Genomic DNA, 14944 nt, shown 5'->3' with positions numbered 1-14944 from the left:
CTTCACTCCCTGGAGGTCCACAGAGGGGCGGGAGGCGTCGCCTCGGGCGCTCCCACCGCGTCGATGTCGCCCGCGGCGGCGCGCAGCAGCTCCCGGCCGAGCGCGATCAGCGCGCGGCCCGCCGCGAGTTCGTCGCCGATCTCGGGCACCGCCCTGTCGTACGGATTGCGGCGGGCCTCCGCCCGGGTCTCCAGGACGTTGTCGCCGGTGTCCAGGACGATCCGGGCGGTGGTGTCCGGGTCGTGTTCGGACAGGTACAGACTGAGCCGCCACTCCTTGACGGACGGAGGCCGGCTGCCGACGGGTCTGGTCATCGTCCGTGTCTCCTCAACTCCGGTGGGAGGCAAGGCCACGGCGTCGAGGCGACGAGTGACCCGGCGTGGCCTCCGTCTTCCACTGTGCCTCCGTCGCGCGTGCGCCGCACGGGCGCGACGACGGCAGGGCCCGTACCGGGGGCGGGCGGGTGCGCCGCCGCGGGCAGAATGGGGGCCATGACCACGCGTTCCTGCCCGTGCGGGCTGCCCGAGCCGTACGAGAGCTGCTGCGGCCGCTATCACGGCGGCGGCGCGGCCGCGCCCACCGCCGAGGCGCTGATGCGCTCGAGGTACTGCGCCTTCGTGCGGCGGGACGCGGGGTATCTGCTGCGGACCTGGCACCCGCGGACCCGGCCGGCGCGGCTCGACCTCGATCCCGGGATGCGCTGGACGGGCCTGGAGATCCTCGGCGCGACGGACGGTTCGGCGTTCCACGCCACCGGGACGGTGACGTTCCGGGCGTCCTACCGCGGTGGCTCGCTGCTCGAGCGCAGCCGGTTCGAGCGGGTCGGCGGGGCGTGGGCGTACGTGGACGGGGACTTCCCCGAGCAGTGAGGCGGGCGCGCGCCGGAACTACGGCGCCAGGACGTCCAGTTCCTGGAGGGCTCCCGTGGTGATCTCGCGGGTCAGCCGCTCGGCGAGGTCCTCGTCGCGGGCCCGGACCGCCTCGGCGAGCTGGACGTGGAGGGTGACGGCGGCGGGGTCGGGCTCCTCGAACATGACCTCGTGGTGGGTGCGGCCCGCCAGGACCTCGGCGACGACGTCGCCGAGGCGGGCGAACATCTCGTTCCCCGAGGCGCTGAGGATCACGCGGTGGAAGGCGATGTCGTGGACCAGGTACGCCTGGAGCCGGTGGTGGCCGCGTGAGTTGGCCACCATGCCGAGGGCGCACTCGGTGAGTTCGGCGCACTGCTCGGGGGTGGCGAGCCGGGCGGCCAGGCCCGCGGCGACCGGTTCGACGGCGGAGCGCAGCACGGTCAGCGACCGCAGTTGCCGGGGGCGGTCGGCGCCGGCCAGGCGCCAGCGGATGACCTGCGGGTCGTAGACGTTCCACTCGGTCTGGGGGAGCACGGTCACGCCGACGCGGCGGCGCGAGGCGACCAGGTGCATGGACTCCAGGACGCGGACCGCCTCCCGCATCACGGAGCGTGACACGTCGAAGCTCTGTGCGAGTTCGTCGGTACGCAGCACGCTGCCCGGCGGGTACTCGCCCGCGGTGATGGCGGGGCCGAGGGTGTCCAGTACGCGGCCGTGCAGCCCTCGGCCCGGTGTGCTCATGCACTCAGCGTACGGGGCGGATCACGCTCTCAAAAAGTCAGACTTATATGTCACACACTCTTGAATTAGTCGTACCTATAGGTTTCAGTGTGGCGGACGCCGGATGTCGGCGTCCCATGTCGAGGAAGACAGCGAGGCAGTGATGCGCACCCCCCACGTCGTCGTGGTGATGGGCGTCGCCGGCACGGGCAAGACCACGATCGGTCCCCTGCTCGCCGCCCGGCTCGGCGTTCCGTACGCCGAGGGCGACGACTTCCACCCGCAGGCCAACATCGACAGGATGACGGCCGGGATCCCGCTCGGCGACGCGGACCGGTGGCCGTGGCTGGATGCCATCGGCGCCTGGGCGCACGGGCGGGCGGGGCTCGGCGGGGTGGTGAGCAGCTCGGCGCTGAAGCGGTCGTACCGCGACCGGCTGCGGGCCGCGGCTCCCGGCGTCGTCTTCGTGCACCTGACGGGCGACCGGAAGCTGATCGAGGACCGGATGAGGCACCGCCAGGGGCACTTCATGCCGACGGCGCTGCTGGACTCCCAGTTCGCCACGCTGGAGCCGCTCCAGCAGGACGAGCGGGGCGTCGCCGTCGACGTCTCCGGGTCGCCCGAGGAGATCACCGCGCGCGCGGCGGCCGCGCTGGACGGACTCGACAGCTCCCCGCAGTCCCCCGAGGCGCCGCGGCCCTGAGCCCCGGCGCCTCTCCCCCACGCTCGCCGACTGCGGCACACCTCTCCCCACCGTCCCTCTTCACCAGCAAGGGAAAACCGTGACCAGACTCAGCGTCGAGATGCTGGCAGCGGACGCGCCCCCGCCGATCACCTCGGCCGGCCATGCCCAGCTCGGCATCGCCGCCCTCGCGGGCATCGCCGTCATCGTCCTGCTCATCACCCGGTTCAAGCTGCACGCCTTCCTGTCCCTGACCATCGGAACACTGGTGCTCGGCGCGGTCGCCGGGGCACCGCTCGACAAGGCGATCGCCAGCTTCACCACCGGCCTGGGCTCCACCGTCGCCGGCGTGGGCGTGCTGATCGCGCTCGGCGCGATCCTCGGCAAGCTGCTCGCCGACTCCGGCGGCGCCGACCAGGTCGTCGACACGATCCTGGCGAAGGCCAAGGGCCGGGCGATGCCGTGGGCGATGGTGCTGATCGCGTCCGTGATCGGTCTGCCGCTGTTCTTCGAGGTCGGCATCGTGCTGCTGATCCCGGTCGTGCTGATGGTGGCCAAGCGCGGCAACTACTCCCTGATGCGCATCGGTGTGCCGGCGCTGGCCGGCCTGTCCGTGATGCACGGCCTGATCCCGCCGCACCCCGGCCCGCTGGTCGCCATCGACGCGGTCAAGGCCAACCTGGGCGTGACGCTGGCGCTCGGCATCCTCGTCGCCATACCGACGGTGATCATCGCCGGTCCGCTGTTCTCCAAGGTCGCGGCCCGCTGGGTGGACGTCCCCGTCCCGGACCGGATGCTGCCCCAGCGCCCGTCGGAGGAGCTTCAGCGGCGTCCGGGCTTCGGCGCCACGCTGGCCACGGTGCTGCTCCCGGTGGTGCTGATGCTGGCCAAGGCCCTGGTCGACATCGTCGTGGACGACCCGGCGAACATGACCCAGCGCGTCTTCGACGTCATCGGCTCCCCGTTGATCGCGCTGCTCGCCGCCGTGCTCGTCGGCGTCTTCACGCTGGGGATGCCGGCCGGGTTCAGCAAGGAGCGGATCTCCTCGACCGTCGAGAAGGGCCTCATGCCCATCGCCGGCATCCTGCTGATCGTGGGCGCGGGCGGCGGCTTCAAGCAGACGCTGATCGACGCCGGGGTGGGCCAGATGGTCCTGGACGTCTCCAAGGACTGGTCGATCCCGGCGCTGCTCCTCGGCTGGCTGATCGCGGTGGCGATCCGGCTCGCGACCGGTTCGGCGACCGTGGCGACCATCTCGGCGGCCGGTCTGGTCGCCCCACTCGCGGCCGACATGTCGACCACCCACGCGGCCCTGCTGGTGCTGGCCATCGGCGCCGGCTCGCTGTTCTTCAGCCATGTCAACGACGCCGGGTTCTGGCTGGTGAAGGAGTACTTCGGGCTGAGCGTCGGCCAGACGATCAAGAGCTGGTCGGTCATGGAGACGATCATCTCGGTGGTGGCGGGCGCCCTGGTGCTGCTGCTGTCCCTGGTGGTCTAGGGCCTGTTGCGTACGCGTTCCGCGGCGGCCGTGGCCGGGCACCACCCGGTCACGGCCGCCGCGTTCGTACGGTGTCCGTGCCGCCGGCCCTACGGACGCCACAGCGGGTGATGCTCGGCCGCCCATGCGCGGCTCACCAGGCCGGTGCGCAGGCCGCGGCGGGCCTCCGGGTCGCCGAGGGCCATGCCGATGTGGCCGGCCAGGACGACGCCGATGGTCAGGGCGAGCCAGTCGTGGACGAAGGTCGCGCTGGTGCGCCAGGCCACCGGGGTGAGATGCGTGAACCACATCATCAGGCCCGTGCCGAGCATGACCAGGCCGGCGCCGGCGATCCAGGCGGCGTAGATCTTCTGGCCGGCGTTGAACTTTCCGGCCGGCCGGGACGCGGCCCGGGCGTCCCGGCGCAGGGCGGCGCGCAGCCAGACCCGGTCGTGCCGGCCGAAGCGGTCGAGGACGCGAAGGTCGGCGCGGAAGGCGCGGGAGGCCAGGCCCAGCAGGACCGGTACGGGCAGGGCGAGGCCCGCGCACTCGTGGACGCGGACGACCAGTTCGCGCCTGCCGACCAGTTCGGCGAGCTGGGGGATGTAGAGGCAGGCCGCCGTCACCACGCACACGCCCATGAGCGCTGCCGTGGTCCGGTGCACCCACCGCTCGGCCCGGGTGAACCGGCGGACGCGGGTGCCGGGCGGGGCCGGGGCGTCAGCTCGTAGGGACATCGGTGCGTCCGTTCGAACGGCCGACCCAGGCGTCGACGTCGTAGCCGAGGTTCTCCCAGTAGCCGGGCTCGACGCGGTCGGTGACGGTGATGCCGGAGAGCCACTTGGCCGACTTGTAGAAGTACATGGGGGCCACGTACAGGCGGACCGGCCCGCCGTGCGCGTGGGGCAGGTCCTTGCCCTGCATGCGCAGCGCGACCAGCACGTCGGGGCGGCGGGCCTGGGCGAGGGTGAGGCTCTCGGTGTAGGTGCCGTCGAAGCAGGTGAAGCGGACGGCTCGGGCGCCCGCGCGCACTCCGGCCGCGTCGAGCAGCCGGGAGAGCCGCACGCCCTCGAAGGGGGTGCCGGGCACCCGCCAGCCGGTGACGCACTGGACGTCGCGGACCATCCGGGTCCGGGGCAGGGCCCTGAGGTCGTCCAGCGTGTAGGTGGCGGGGTGGTCGACGAGGCCGTCGACGGTGAGGCGGTAGTTGGCGGCGTCCTTGTGCGGGACCGAGGCCGCGACCGAGTAGTAGCGGAAGCCGCCGGCGTTCGGGAGCAGGCCGGTCAGACCGGTGGGGTCCTTGCCGGAGACCGCGCCGAGCAGGCCCTCCACGCCGCGTTGCAGCGTGGGCGCGGTGGCGACGCCGAGGGCGCCGAGGCCGAGGGTGGCGAGGAAGACGCGGCGGCCGACGGGGCGGCCTTCCTCCTCGGGCCGTCCCTCCTCCTGGGGGAGTCCGGGGTTCACCTCTTCATTCGAGCACCCGCACCCCCGGCCGGGCCAGGGATCGCGGGTGCTCGTCAGACTTCCGTCACTATTTCTCGTACCGGACTTCTCGTACCGGGCCCAGGACGCCTTCCCGTACCCGGGCCTAGGACGCCGTCTCCGCCTCCGCCGCCTCCGCGTTCTGAGCCGCCTCCGCGGCCTTGTCGAGCTGGAAGGCCTCGTTGCCGAGGCCGATGCGGGCGTGCGCCTCCGGCCGGCGGGAGCGCAGTACGGCGCCCTGGACCAGGCCGACGACGAGGGCGAGGCCGACGATGCCGGGCAGCACACGGCTCAGGAGCGAGCCGGGGCCGGCGTCGACCAGGACGTCGAAGTCCTTGACCGTGTAGGTGGCGATGACCAGCAGGGCCACGCCGGCCACGGCGGAGGTGACCAGCCGCCATGCCTGCGCGGCCGCCGCGCCCCGCCGTACGAAGAAGACGATCACCGACACGCTGGCCGCCGCCATCAGCAAGATGACACCGAGCGCGCCGAGGTTGCCGAACCAGGTGAACAGGTGCAGCACGGGCGCGGTCGGGTCGCCGGCCGGCTTGTCGTCGGTGACGGCGAAGGCGATCACGATGACCAGCGAGACGACGGTCTGCGAGAGGGATCCGGTCGCGGGCGCGCCGCTGGAGCTGGAGGTGCGTCCGAAGGCGGCCGGGAGCAGTCCCTCGCGGCCCATGGCGAAGGCGTACCGGGCGACGACGTTGTGGAAGCTCAGCATGGCCGCGAACATGCCGGTGACGAACAGGACGTGCAGGACGTCGGTGAAGGTGCCGCCGAGCCGCGACTCGGTCAGGGTGAACAGCAGCCCGGCGCTCTCCTTCTCGGCCGTGCCGATGATCGCCGAGGGGCCGGTGGCGACGGTGAGGGCCCAGCTGCTGATCGCGAAGAAGCCGGCGACACCGGCGACGGCGAGGAACATCACGCGCGGGACCAGGACGTGCGGGCGGCTGGTCTCCTCGGCGTACACCGGGGCCTGTTCGAAGCCGAGGAAGGCGGCGATGCAGAAGCACAGCGCGGTGCCGATGCCGGCGCCGGCGAGCGTGTCCGGGTTGAAGGCGTGCAGGGACAGGCCCTCCTTGGCCGGGTCGCCGATCGCGGCCACGTCGAAGATCACGACGAGCACGACCTCGATGACCAGCAGCACGCCGAGCACGCGCGCGTTGACGTCGATCTTCAGCCAGCCGAGCGCCCCGACGACGGCCGCGGCCACGAGCGCGGGTATCCACCAGGCGACGGTGAGGTCGGCGTAGGTGGCGAACAGGTTGGAGACCTCGAAGCCGAAGATCCCGTAGATGCCGGCCTGGAGCGCGTTGTAGGCGACGAGGGCGACGAGCGCCGCGCCGGCGCCCGCGGTGCCGCCGAGGCCCCGGGAGATGTAGGCGTAGAAGGCGCCGGCGTTGTGGACGTGGCGGCTCATCTCGGCGTACCCGAAGCTGAAGAGGATCAGCACGGTGCCGAGGAGCACGAACAGGAGCGGCTGTCCGACGATTCCCATCACCGCGAATGTGGTGGGCATGACACCCGCGACCACCATGAGGGGGGCGGTCGCGGCGAGCACGGAGAGCAGCAGACCCCCCGTGCCGAGGCGGTCGGCGCGCAGGGCGCGCTCCTGCCCCTTGAAGGTGCTGATGCCGCCACCGTCGGCGGTGGCTCTGCTCGTGCTCGAACTGCCCGTCGTCATCGGGGATTCGTCCTTTCGGGCGTCGGGGTCGTGGTGCGTACGGGGTTGCGCGGCACTACACCGCACCGAGCGCGGCGGCGCGCGCGATGCGGAAGGCGGTGTACGGATCTCGGTCGGGGTACGCCCACGGCGCCTGGGTGGGGTGGTCGCCGATGCGGTGGAACAGGGCGGCGGCCTCGGCGCCCCGGCCCTCGCAGTGCTTGGCGTGGGCGAGGAAGTTCAGATCGACCAGACGGCGGGGATGGCCCTCCTGCTCCCACTCCAGCCACCAGTCGAAGGCCACCTTCATCACCTGCCGTGCCCGGCGGCCCGACCAGTGCCCGGAGGCGGCCGGATCGGCCTGAGCGTGTCCCGCGCCGGCCAGGACGCGGTAGCGCTCGGCGTGCGCGACCACCGGGAGCATGGCCAGGGGTGAGTCGGCGGGCGCCTGCTCGGCGGCCCAGTTGGCGAAGTCGTAGACCTCGTGCAGCGGGTCGGGGCCGGCGTCGGCGTGCCGCTCGGCCAGCTGGGCCACCATCAGGTGGTGGGCGTGGTGGTGGTCGGGATGGCGGTGGCGGACCTTGTCGAAGAGGCGGACGACCTCCTCCTCGTCGCCCAGGCCCCGCTCCAGCAGGAGCAGGCCGAGCCAGGGCGTGGGGTCGGCGGGCGCCAGCTCGGCCGCCGCCCGGCAGGCCTCGCGGGCCGGGTCGGGCTTCTCCCTCCCGCGCAGGGCGCCCTGCACCAGGGACATGCCGAGCAGGACGGAGGCGTCGGCGGACTCGGGCTCGGCGAGCAGCCAGTCACGGGTCCAGGCCGCGGTGTGGGACTCCTCCGCGAGGACGGTGACGCGGTGGCCGCGGCGGTCCCAGTCGCCCTTGGTGCGCACGAGCAGCGAGCGCACCGCCTGCCACCTTCCCTGTGCCAACGCCGCGCGCGCCTCGCGGAGTTCGGTGTCGTCGAGAGCGGTGTCGAAGACCTGGGCGGCGCGCTTGCGGCCGCGTCCGAGGGGAGGCGGGGGTGGGGACACCGCGGAACTTCCTCACGCGCTCTTTGTTCGTGGCCCGGCGCGCGCCCGGGGAGCGGCCCCCCGTTCGGCTCACCGGCCTCGGCTTGCTCGTCGGTCATCGGCTTGCCATCGGCTGATCACGGACAGCAAACCCCCAGCCAACGCGCTCCGTCAAGGGTCGGCCGTGCGTTACACGCGTCAACTGCCCTTGCGTGTCCAACACTTGTGAAGAGGCTCGGTCACGGGGCCGTGGCGGCGGTCCGTCCCCCGGGAGGTCACTCCTGTGGCCTACGCCATGGCGCGGTGGTTGCCGCGGGTTCCACCATGGTCAAGGGCCGTGCCGGCGCCCCCGACGGCGGGGCGTGGTGACCGTGCGGCCCGGCCATTTCGGGGCCGTCCCGGCGGCGGACCGGGTCGCGGGACGCTACAGTCGGCCATTACGCACCCCGTGGCCCGGCCGGATGATCGAGGTACGCAGCGTGTCGGTTCTGGTTGTGATTCTCGCCGTGAGCGCCGCCTGCTGCCTGGGCTTCGGTTTCGTGCTCCAGCAGAACGCGGCCCAGCGGGCACCGCTCAGCGACTTCCTCTCGCCCCGGCTGCTGCTCGACCTGATGAGGGTGCCGCGCTGGCTGGGCGGTCTGGGGCTGATGATCGGCGGCATGGTGCTGGGCGCCTTCGCGCTGGGCCGGGGCGAGATCTCGCTGGTGGAGCCGCTGCTGGCCACGAACCTGCTGTTCGCCCTCGCCCTGTCCCGGCGGCAGACCCGACAGCCCCTGGGCCGCCAGGGCTGGGCGGGGCTGGCCCTGCTGGCCGGAGGCGTGACCGCGTTCATCGTGGCGGGGCGTCCGCGCGCCGGCAGCGCCGTCACCGACCCGCTGCGGCACTGGCTGATCATCGGCGTGATGGTGGGCGTGGCCCTGCTGCTGACGGCCTACGCCAAGCGCTCCCGGCTGAGCTGGGGGCCGGTCCTGCTGGCGGTGGCCGCCGGGCTGCTCTACGGCGTGCAGGACGCGCTGACCCGGGTGAGCGGGCAGCGGTTCTCGGCGGGCGGCTGGACTGAGCTGTTCACCGGCTGGCAGCCGTACGCTCTGCTGGTGATCGGCGTCACCGGGCTGCTCCTGGTGCAGAGCGCGTTCGAGACGGCGCCGCTGCGCATGTCCCTGCCGGCGCTGACCGCGGCCGAGCCGCTGGCCGGGATCGCCTGCGGGGTGGGCTTCCTCGGCGACCGGCTGCACACCGACACCGGCGCGCTGGCCTGGGAGGCCTCGGGCCTCGCGGCGATCGTGACGGGCATTGTCCTGCTCGGCATGCACCCGGCGATGCCGTGCGGACCGGTACCCGAGCAGAAACGCGACCTGCAACCCCGCTGACCCGGCCCGGCCGGGCGCCTTGCCCTCGCCACGGGCCACGCGGGCGATGGCGGCACCCACCCGAACGGGCCGGCGCGCGGCTCTCCGGGACCACCGCACGCTCGGACCCGGAACAGAAACGCGACCCGGAACCAGGCTGATTCGGCCGGGGCTGCCCGCCCGCGGCCTCGTGCCACCAGCCACGCGGACGGTGGCGGCGCTCACCCGGGCGGCGGCCCGCGCAACCGCAAGTTCCCGCCCGCAGCAGAAACACCGCCTGCAACCACGCGGACCCAGCCCGCACCACCCCCGCGGCCGCCTCGTGCCACGAACCACGCGAACCGCGGCGACGCCCGCCCGGACGGCAGCCCGCGCACGGCCCTCCCGGACCACCACACGCTCGGACCCGCAGCAGAAACGCGACCCGCAAGCACACGGACCCAGCCGGCACCACACCCTCGACCTACGCGCCACGCGCCACGCGCCACGCGGGCGGTGGCGGCGCCCCCGAACCGCGCTTGCCCGCGCAGCCTGCCCGGACCACCGCACGCTCGGACCCGCAGAAGAAGCGGACCCGCGACGACGCTGATCCATCCCGAGCCGCACCCTCGACCCCGTGCCACGCCCCACCTGAACCGCAGCCCGCGCACACACTGCCCGGACCACCGCACGCTCGGACCCGCGACAGAAACGCGCCCCGCAAGCACACGGACCCCGCCCGAACCACACCCTCGACCCCGTGCCACGCCCCACGCGGGCGGTGGCGGCGCCCGCCCTGACGGTGGTACGCGCGCCGCCGGTTCGGAGCGTGGGCTGATTGGATGGCGGTATGAGCGCTGCGGACGAGATCCTCGACATCGTCGACGAGCACGACCGGGTCGTCGGGCAGGGCCCGCGCGGCCAGGTGTACGCGGAGGGGCTGCGACACCGCTGTGTCTTCGTCCAGGCCCGGGACGCGGAGGGCCGCCTCTTCGTCCACCGGCGCACGTCCACCAAGCTGGTCTTCCCCTCCCTCCACGACATGTTCGTCGGTGGGGTGGTCGGCGCGGGCGAGGCCTACGACGACGCGGCTCTGCGCGAGGCCGAGGAGGAGCTGGGGGTGACGGGGCTGACCCGTCCGGAGTACCTCTTCAAGTTCCTGTACGACGACGGCGCGGGCCGCAGCTGGTGGTCGGCGGTCTACCAGGTGCGCTGCGAGCTGCCGGTGCGGCCGCAGGCCGAGGAGGTCGCCTGGTACGACTTCCTGCCCGAGGACGAGGTGGAACGCCGCCTGGCCGAGTGGCAGTGGGTACCGGACGGGCTCGCCGCCTACGAGCGCCTGAAGGCGCACCGGTCACCGGGGTGAACCGGTGGCGCCGCGCCCGGCTACGGACGCAGTGCCCGCAGCAGCAGGTCGGCCAGGTGGTCGGCGAGCTGCTGGGGGCCGAGCGGACCGTCGGGGCGGTACCAGGTCGACAGGTGGTGGACGGAGCCGAAGTGGTAGTCGACCACCAGGTCGGCCGGTGTCGCGGTGGAGAAGACGCCGGACCGCTGCCCCTCCTCGATGAGCGCGCGGAAGCGTTCGTGGTAGCGCCGGCGCTCGGCCCGCACCTGCTTGTTCTTCTCCGGGCTGAGATGGTGCATCGAGCGGAAGAAGATCATGGCGTCGTCGAGGTTCTCGATGGTGGTCACCACCACGTCCGCCGCCGCGTCCCGCAGCCGCTTCTCGACCGGTTCGTCGGCGTCCGCGAAGGCGTCCAGGCGCTCCTGCTGGACGCGCAGCACCCGCGCGTACACCTCGTGCAGGAGATCGTCCTTGGAGCCGAAGTAGTGGTAGAGCGCCCCCTTGGTGACGCCGGCCGCCTCGACGATCTCCTGCACCGAGGTGCGGTCGTAGCCCTGCTCGGCGAAGAGCCGGGTGGCGGCGGCCAGGAGCCGCTGCGGCACCGGAGTGCCGCCTGAGTCCGTCGTCCTGGGCACCTGCCGCCACCTGCCTTCCGTGTTCCTGCTCGCTGCCTTGTCTACGGGAACGCGGTCCCCGACGGAGGATCTTCCCATTTGCCGTCCCCGGCGCGTCCGGCAGGACCTCGGTCGGCTCCGGTCGCCCCCGGTGTCACCCGGTCTCCTCCCAGGTCCGCTGGATGTGGTTCATGCTGGTCAGCCAGCGGTCGGGGTCGGCGGCCCGGGCCCGGTAGAACCCGCCGACCTCGGGGTGCGGCAGGATCAGGAAGCGGTCCTCGGCGATGCCCTCCAGCAGGGCGTCTGCCACGTCCTCCGGTTCGATCGCGGTGGGCCGGAGCACCAGGTCGCCCGCGCTGCCGGTGGCGGCCAGCATGTCGGTGCGCACGCCCTGCGGGCAGATCGCGTGCACCTTGATCCCGCGGTGGCGGTACGTCAGCGACAGCCACTCGGCGAAGGCGTAGGCGCCGTGCTTGGTGACGCTGTAGGGGGCCGCGCCGATCATGGTGAGCAGCCCGGCCGCGGACACGGTGGAGACGAACCGGCCGCTGCCGCGTTCCAGCCAGCCGGGGAGCAGCGTCTCGGCGGCGCGGACGTGGGCCATGACGTTGACGTCCCAGGCGTGGGCCCACACCTCCTCGCCGGCCGCCTCCGAACCGCCCGCGCCGAGGCCCGCGTTGGCGCAGTAGACGTCGACCGTGCCGCCGAGCGCGTCGCGGGCCGCGGCGACGACCTCGGACGCGTCGCCCGGGAGGGCGGTGCCGCCGATCTCCGCGGCGACGGCCGCGGCCCGGTCGGCGTCGAGGTCGTTGACGACGACCCGGGCGCCCTCGGCGGCGAACCGGCGGGCCAGCGCGGCGCCGATGCCGCCCCCGGCTCCGGTGACCACCACTCCCGCACCCTGCACGGCTTGCACCATCGGTCTCCTTCGGCCTGGCTGCCACATGACGCGGAAGGGCTCCGCCGCATCAGACTAACCAGTCGGTATGTAGCGCCGGAAGGCGTGATGCCGGAAGGCATGTTCCGCAGGAGGCCCCGTCCGCTTCGTTCCCTGGAGGACGGACGCACGCTAGCGTGCGTGAACATGACACCCGCAGAGATCACGGAGGTCACTGTATGAAGCTGTCCAGACGGAGCCTGCTCGCCACCACCGCCGCCGCGGCGGCCTCCGGAGCCGTGGCGGCCCCGGCCCAGGCCGCCCCCGGGGGCAACCGCCCGCTGCGCACCGGTTTCGAGCGCCTCGATGCCGAGGGCTACGCCTCGCTGCGCGGGCAGCGGGTCGGGATCGTCACCAACCCGACCGGCGTCACCCGGGACGTGCGGCACATCGTGGACGTGATGCACGCCGACCGCCGGGTGAACCTGGTGGCCGTCTTCGGCCCCGAGCACGGCTTCCGCGGCACCGCGCAGGCGGGCGGCTCGGAGGGCCGCTACGACGACCCGGCCACCGGGCTGCCGGTGTACGACACGTACCTCAAGAGCGGGCAGCCGCTCGCCGACGTCTTCACGGCCTCCGGCGTGGACACGGTGGTCTTCGACATCCAGGACGCGGGCGCCCGCTTCTACACCTACATCTGGACGCTGTACGACTGCATGGAGGCCGCGGCCCTCGCCGGCAAGCGGTTCGTGGTGCTCGACCGGCCCAACCCGGTGACCGGCCGGGAGGCGCTCGGTCCGGTGCTGCACCCGGAGTTCGCCACCTTCGTCGGACGGCAGCCGATCGCGCAGGCGCACGGCATGACCGTCGCCGAGCTGGCCCGGCTGTTCAACGGCGAGTTCCTGACCACGCCGGTCCCGCTCGAGACCGTCCTGATGACCGGCTGGCGCCGGTCGGACTTCTACGACGCCTCCGCGCTGCCCTGGGTGCCGCCGAGCCCGAACATGCCGACCCCCGACACCGCCCTGGTCTACTCCGGAACGTGTCTGTTCGAGGGCACCAACCTGTCGGAGGGCCGGGGCACCACCCGCCCCTTCGAACTGCTCGGCGCGCAGGGCGTCGACGGGCGCTGGGCGGCCGCGGCCAACGCGCTGCGCCTGCCGGGCGTGCACTTCCGGGAGGCGTACTTCGCGCCCACCTTCTCGAAGTTCCAGGACACGACCGTCGGCGGGGTGCAGATCCATGTGCACAACCGGGACGCGTTCGATCCTGTACGGACCGGGATCGCGCTGCTCGTGACCGCCAAGCGGGTCTGGAGCGGCTTCGCCTGGCGCTCGGACAACTGGATCGACAAGCTCACCGGCTCCACCCGGGTGCGCACGATGATCGACGCCGGGGCGGACACCGACGAGGTGGTGGCGGGCTGGCGGCAGGAGCTGGCCGACTTCCGGAGGATACGGAAGCAATACCTCCTCTACTGAGCTGCCGTGACCCCTGGCCCTCCGCCCCCGTTGGCAGGACGATGCGCGACACATCGCTCCGCTTGTGGGGACGAGGGGGTCGGTCATGGCGGATCCGGACATCGGCGTGGCGCCCTACTGGGAGCTGACCTTCGACGCCGACGGTGACGTGGACGGCGCCGAGCGGGACCGGCTGCTCGCCGGAGCCGGACGGCGGGCGGTGCGCGACCTGATCGTCTTCGCGCACGGCTGGAACAACGACCGTTCCGGCGCGACCCGGCTCTACGGCCGCTTCTTCGCGCCGGTGCCGCGGCTCGCCCCGGCGGCCGGGACCGGGTACGTCGGGGTGATGTGGCCGTCGATGCGGTTCTGCGACGAGCCCATCCCCGACTTCCCCCGCTCCACCGCCGCCGGGCCGGTGCCGTCGACGGTGCTCGACCAGGACACCCGCAAGGCGCTGCGGGGCACCTTCCCCGGGCGGGCCGCGGTGGTCGACGCGCTCGCGCGGATGCTGGACGGCCCCGTGCGGGAGCCGGCCGCGCTGGAGGAGTTCGGACGGCTGGTGCGGCGGCTGACCGACGATGCGACGCCGGGGCCGGGTGCCCGGTTCGCGGCGGACACCGTGACGGAGGGCCTGCCGCAGCGCGGGCCCGCGATGTTCGCACGGCCCGCGGCAGAGGTCTGCGCCGAGTTCGCCGGCGCCCTCGCCGGGCTCCAGGACCCGGACGGGCAGCGGTCGTTCACGCTGCCGAACCCGTGGGACGGCGCGAAGGAGCTGCTGCGGCAGGCGACGTACTACAGGATGAAGCGGCGTGCGGGCGTCGTCGGCGAGCGGGGGCTCGGCCCGGTGCTCGGACGGCTCGCGCAGACGGCGCCCGGGGTGCGGGTCCATCTGGTGGGGCACAGCTTCGGCGGGCGGCTGGTGTCGTTCGCGTTGAGCGGGCTGCCCGAGGGGGTGCGGACGGTCAAGTCCGTGACGCTGCTCCAAGCCGCCTTCTCCCACTACGCGTTCGCGCCCCGGCTGCCCGGCGACCCGCGCGCGTGCGGGGTGCTGCGGGGCCGGGAGAGCCGAGTCGACGGCCCCCTGGTGTGCTGCCACTCCCGCTTCGACACGGCCCTCGGCACGCTGTATCCGCTGGCCTCGCGGATGGCGGACGACGACCGGTCGGTGCTCGGCCTCGACGTGGGCGCCCTGCTCGGGCCCGCCTGGGGCGCGCTGGGGCACGACGGCGTGCAGGCGGTGCCCGGCACCCGCGTGTGCACCCTCGCCGCGGCCCTGGCCGGGCCGTTTCCGGCGTCGGGCTGCGTGAACGTGGACGCGGCCGAGGTGGTCAGGCGCGGCGGCCCGCCGTCCGGCGCGCACGGCGACATCCTGCACCCCGAGCTGGCGCGGGTGGTGCTGGCGGCGGGCCGTGTCCGCTGACACCGGCCCGCCG

General features: G+C 73.3%; 15 protein-coding genes. 7 read left to right on the top strand and 8 right to left on the bottom strand.

Going from position 1 to position 14944, the window contains the following annotated elements; genetic code table 11:
- Positions 1–2 precede the first annotated feature (2 nt).
- On the bottom strand, positions 3–314 hold the full coding sequence (locus tag ACF09J_RS15520; protein ID WP_392305942.1) for a dsRBD fold-containing protein: 312 nt from the start codon (positions 312–314) through the stop codon (positions 3–5).
- A 177-nt stretch (positions 315–491) separates the two neighbouring features.
- Here ACF09J_RS15520 and ACF09J_RS15515 point away from each other — a divergent pair, with 177 nt between their 5' ends.
- On the top strand, positions 492–869 hold the full coding sequence (locus tag ACF09J_RS15515; protein WP_392305941.1) for a YchJ family protein: 378 nt from the start codon (positions 492–494) through the stop codon (positions 867–869).
- An 18-nt stretch (positions 870–887) separates the two neighbouring features.
- Here the strand turns inward: ACF09J_RS15515 and ACF09J_RS15510 are convergent, their stop codons facing one another.
- Positions 888–1592, bottom strand: a complete 705-nt coding sequence (locus ACF09J_RS15510; RefSeq protein ID WP_392305940.1) for a FadR/GntR family transcriptional regulator — start codon at positions 1590–1592, stop codon at positions 888–890.
- A gap of 142 nt (positions 1593–1734) precedes the next feature.
- On the opposite strand from ACF09J_RS15510, the gene ACF09J_RS15505 reads away from it, so the two are divergent.
- Both ACF09J_RS15505 and ACF09J_RS15500 read left to right on the top strand, forming a co-directional pair.
- A complete protein-coding gene (locus ACF09J_RS15505) occupies positions 1735–2274 on the top strand; it encodes a gluconokinase (protein WP_392306197.1) in 540 nt (179 codons plus the stop codon).
- Between the two features lie 79 nt (positions 2275–2353).
- On the top strand, positions 2354–3751 hold the full coding sequence (locus ACF09J_RS15500; protein WP_392305939.1) for a GntP family permease: 1398 nt from the start codon (positions 2354–2356) through the stop codon (positions 3749–3751).
- Positions 3752–3840: 89 nt separating this feature from the next.
- Here ACF09J_RS15500 and ACF09J_RS15495 read toward each other — a convergent pair whose 3' ends face one another.
- From ACF09J_RS15495 to ACF09J_RS15480, 4 genes are all read right to left on the bottom strand, one after another.
- A complete protein-coding gene (locus tag ACF09J_RS15495) occupies positions 3841–4467 on the bottom strand; it encodes a cytochrome b/b6 domain-containing protein (RefSeq protein WP_392305938.1) in 627 nt (208 codons plus the stop codon).
- Entirely contained in the window at positions 4451–5194 is a 744-nt protein-coding gene (locus tag ACF09J_RS15490) for a molybdopterin-dependent oxidoreductase (RefSeq protein WP_392305937.1), read from the bottom strand. The genes ACF09J_RS15495 and ACF09J_RS15490 overlap by 17 nt, the downstream gene beginning before the upstream one ends.
- Positions 5195–5318: 124 nt before the next feature.
- Positions 5319–6899 carry an APC family permease gene (locus ACF09J_RS15485; protein ID WP_392305936.1) on the bottom strand — a complete coding sequence of 527 codons (1581 nt, stop codon included), beginning with the start codon at positions 6897–6899 and terminating at the stop codon, positions 5319–5321.
- 55 nt (positions 6900–6954) lie between these two features.
- Positions 6955–7905 carry a hypothetical protein gene (locus ACF09J_RS15480; RefSeq protein ID WP_392305935.1) on the bottom strand — a complete coding sequence of 317 codons (951 nt, stop codon included), beginning with the start codon at positions 7903–7905 and terminating at the stop codon, positions 6955–6957.
- Between the two features lie 440 nt (positions 7906–8345).
- Here ACF09J_RS15480 and ACF09J_RS15475 point away from each other — a divergent pair, with 440 nt between their 5' ends.
- Together ACF09J_RS15475 and ACF09J_RS15470 are read left to right on the top strand one after the other, a co-directional pair.
- Complete coding sequence (locus ACF09J_RS15475; RefSeq protein ID WP_392305934.1) at positions 8346–9254, top strand: DMT family transporter; 909 nt, start codon at positions 8346–8348, stop codon at positions 9252–9254.
- 808 nt (positions 9255–10062) lie between these two features.
- Positions 10063–10578, top strand: coding sequence for an NUDIX hydrolase (locus tag ACF09J_RS15470; RefSeq protein WP_392305933.1), 516 nt, complete (start codon positions 10063–10065; stop codon positions 10576–10578).
- 20 nt (positions 10579–10598) lie between these two features.
- On the opposite strand, the gene ACF09J_RS15465 is transcribed toward ACF09J_RS15470, so the two are convergent.
- Positions 10599–11192, bottom strand: coding sequence for a TetR/AcrR family transcriptional regulator (locus ACF09J_RS15465; protein WP_392305932.1), 594 nt, complete (start codon positions 11190–11192; stop codon positions 10599–10601).
- Positions 11193–11325: 133 nt separating this feature from the next.
- A complete protein-coding gene (locus tag ACF09J_RS15460; RefSeq protein ID WP_392305931.1) occupies positions 11326–12090 on the bottom strand; it encodes an SDR family oxidoreductase in 765 nt (254 codons plus the stop codon).
- Between the two features lie 197 nt (positions 12091–12287).
- On the opposite strand from ACF09J_RS15460, the gene ACF09J_RS15455 reads away from it, so the two are divergent.
- Together ACF09J_RS15455 and ACF09J_RS15450 are read left to right on the top strand one after the other, a co-directional pair.
- A complete protein-coding gene (locus ACF09J_RS15455) occupies positions 12288–13529 on the top strand; it encodes an exo-beta-N-acetylmuramidase NamZ domain-containing protein (protein ID WP_392305930.1) in 1242 nt (413 codons plus the stop codon).
- 85 nt (positions 13530–13614) lie between these two features.
- Positions 13615–14931 (top strand): serine-threonine protein kinase, encoded by a 1317-nt coding sequence (locus ACF09J_RS15450; RefSeq protein ID WP_392305929.1) that lies wholly within the window; start codon positions 13615–13617, stop codon positions 14929–14931.
- The last annotated feature ends 13 nt before the right edge of the window (positions 14932–14944 follow it).

This window comes from Streptomyces sp. NPDC014889, from assembly GCF_043081205.1.
GTDB lineage: Bacteria > Actinomycetota > Actinomycetes > Streptomycetales > Streptomycetaceae > Streptomyces.
This window is presented reverse-complemented; position numbering and strand designations above follow the sequence as displayed.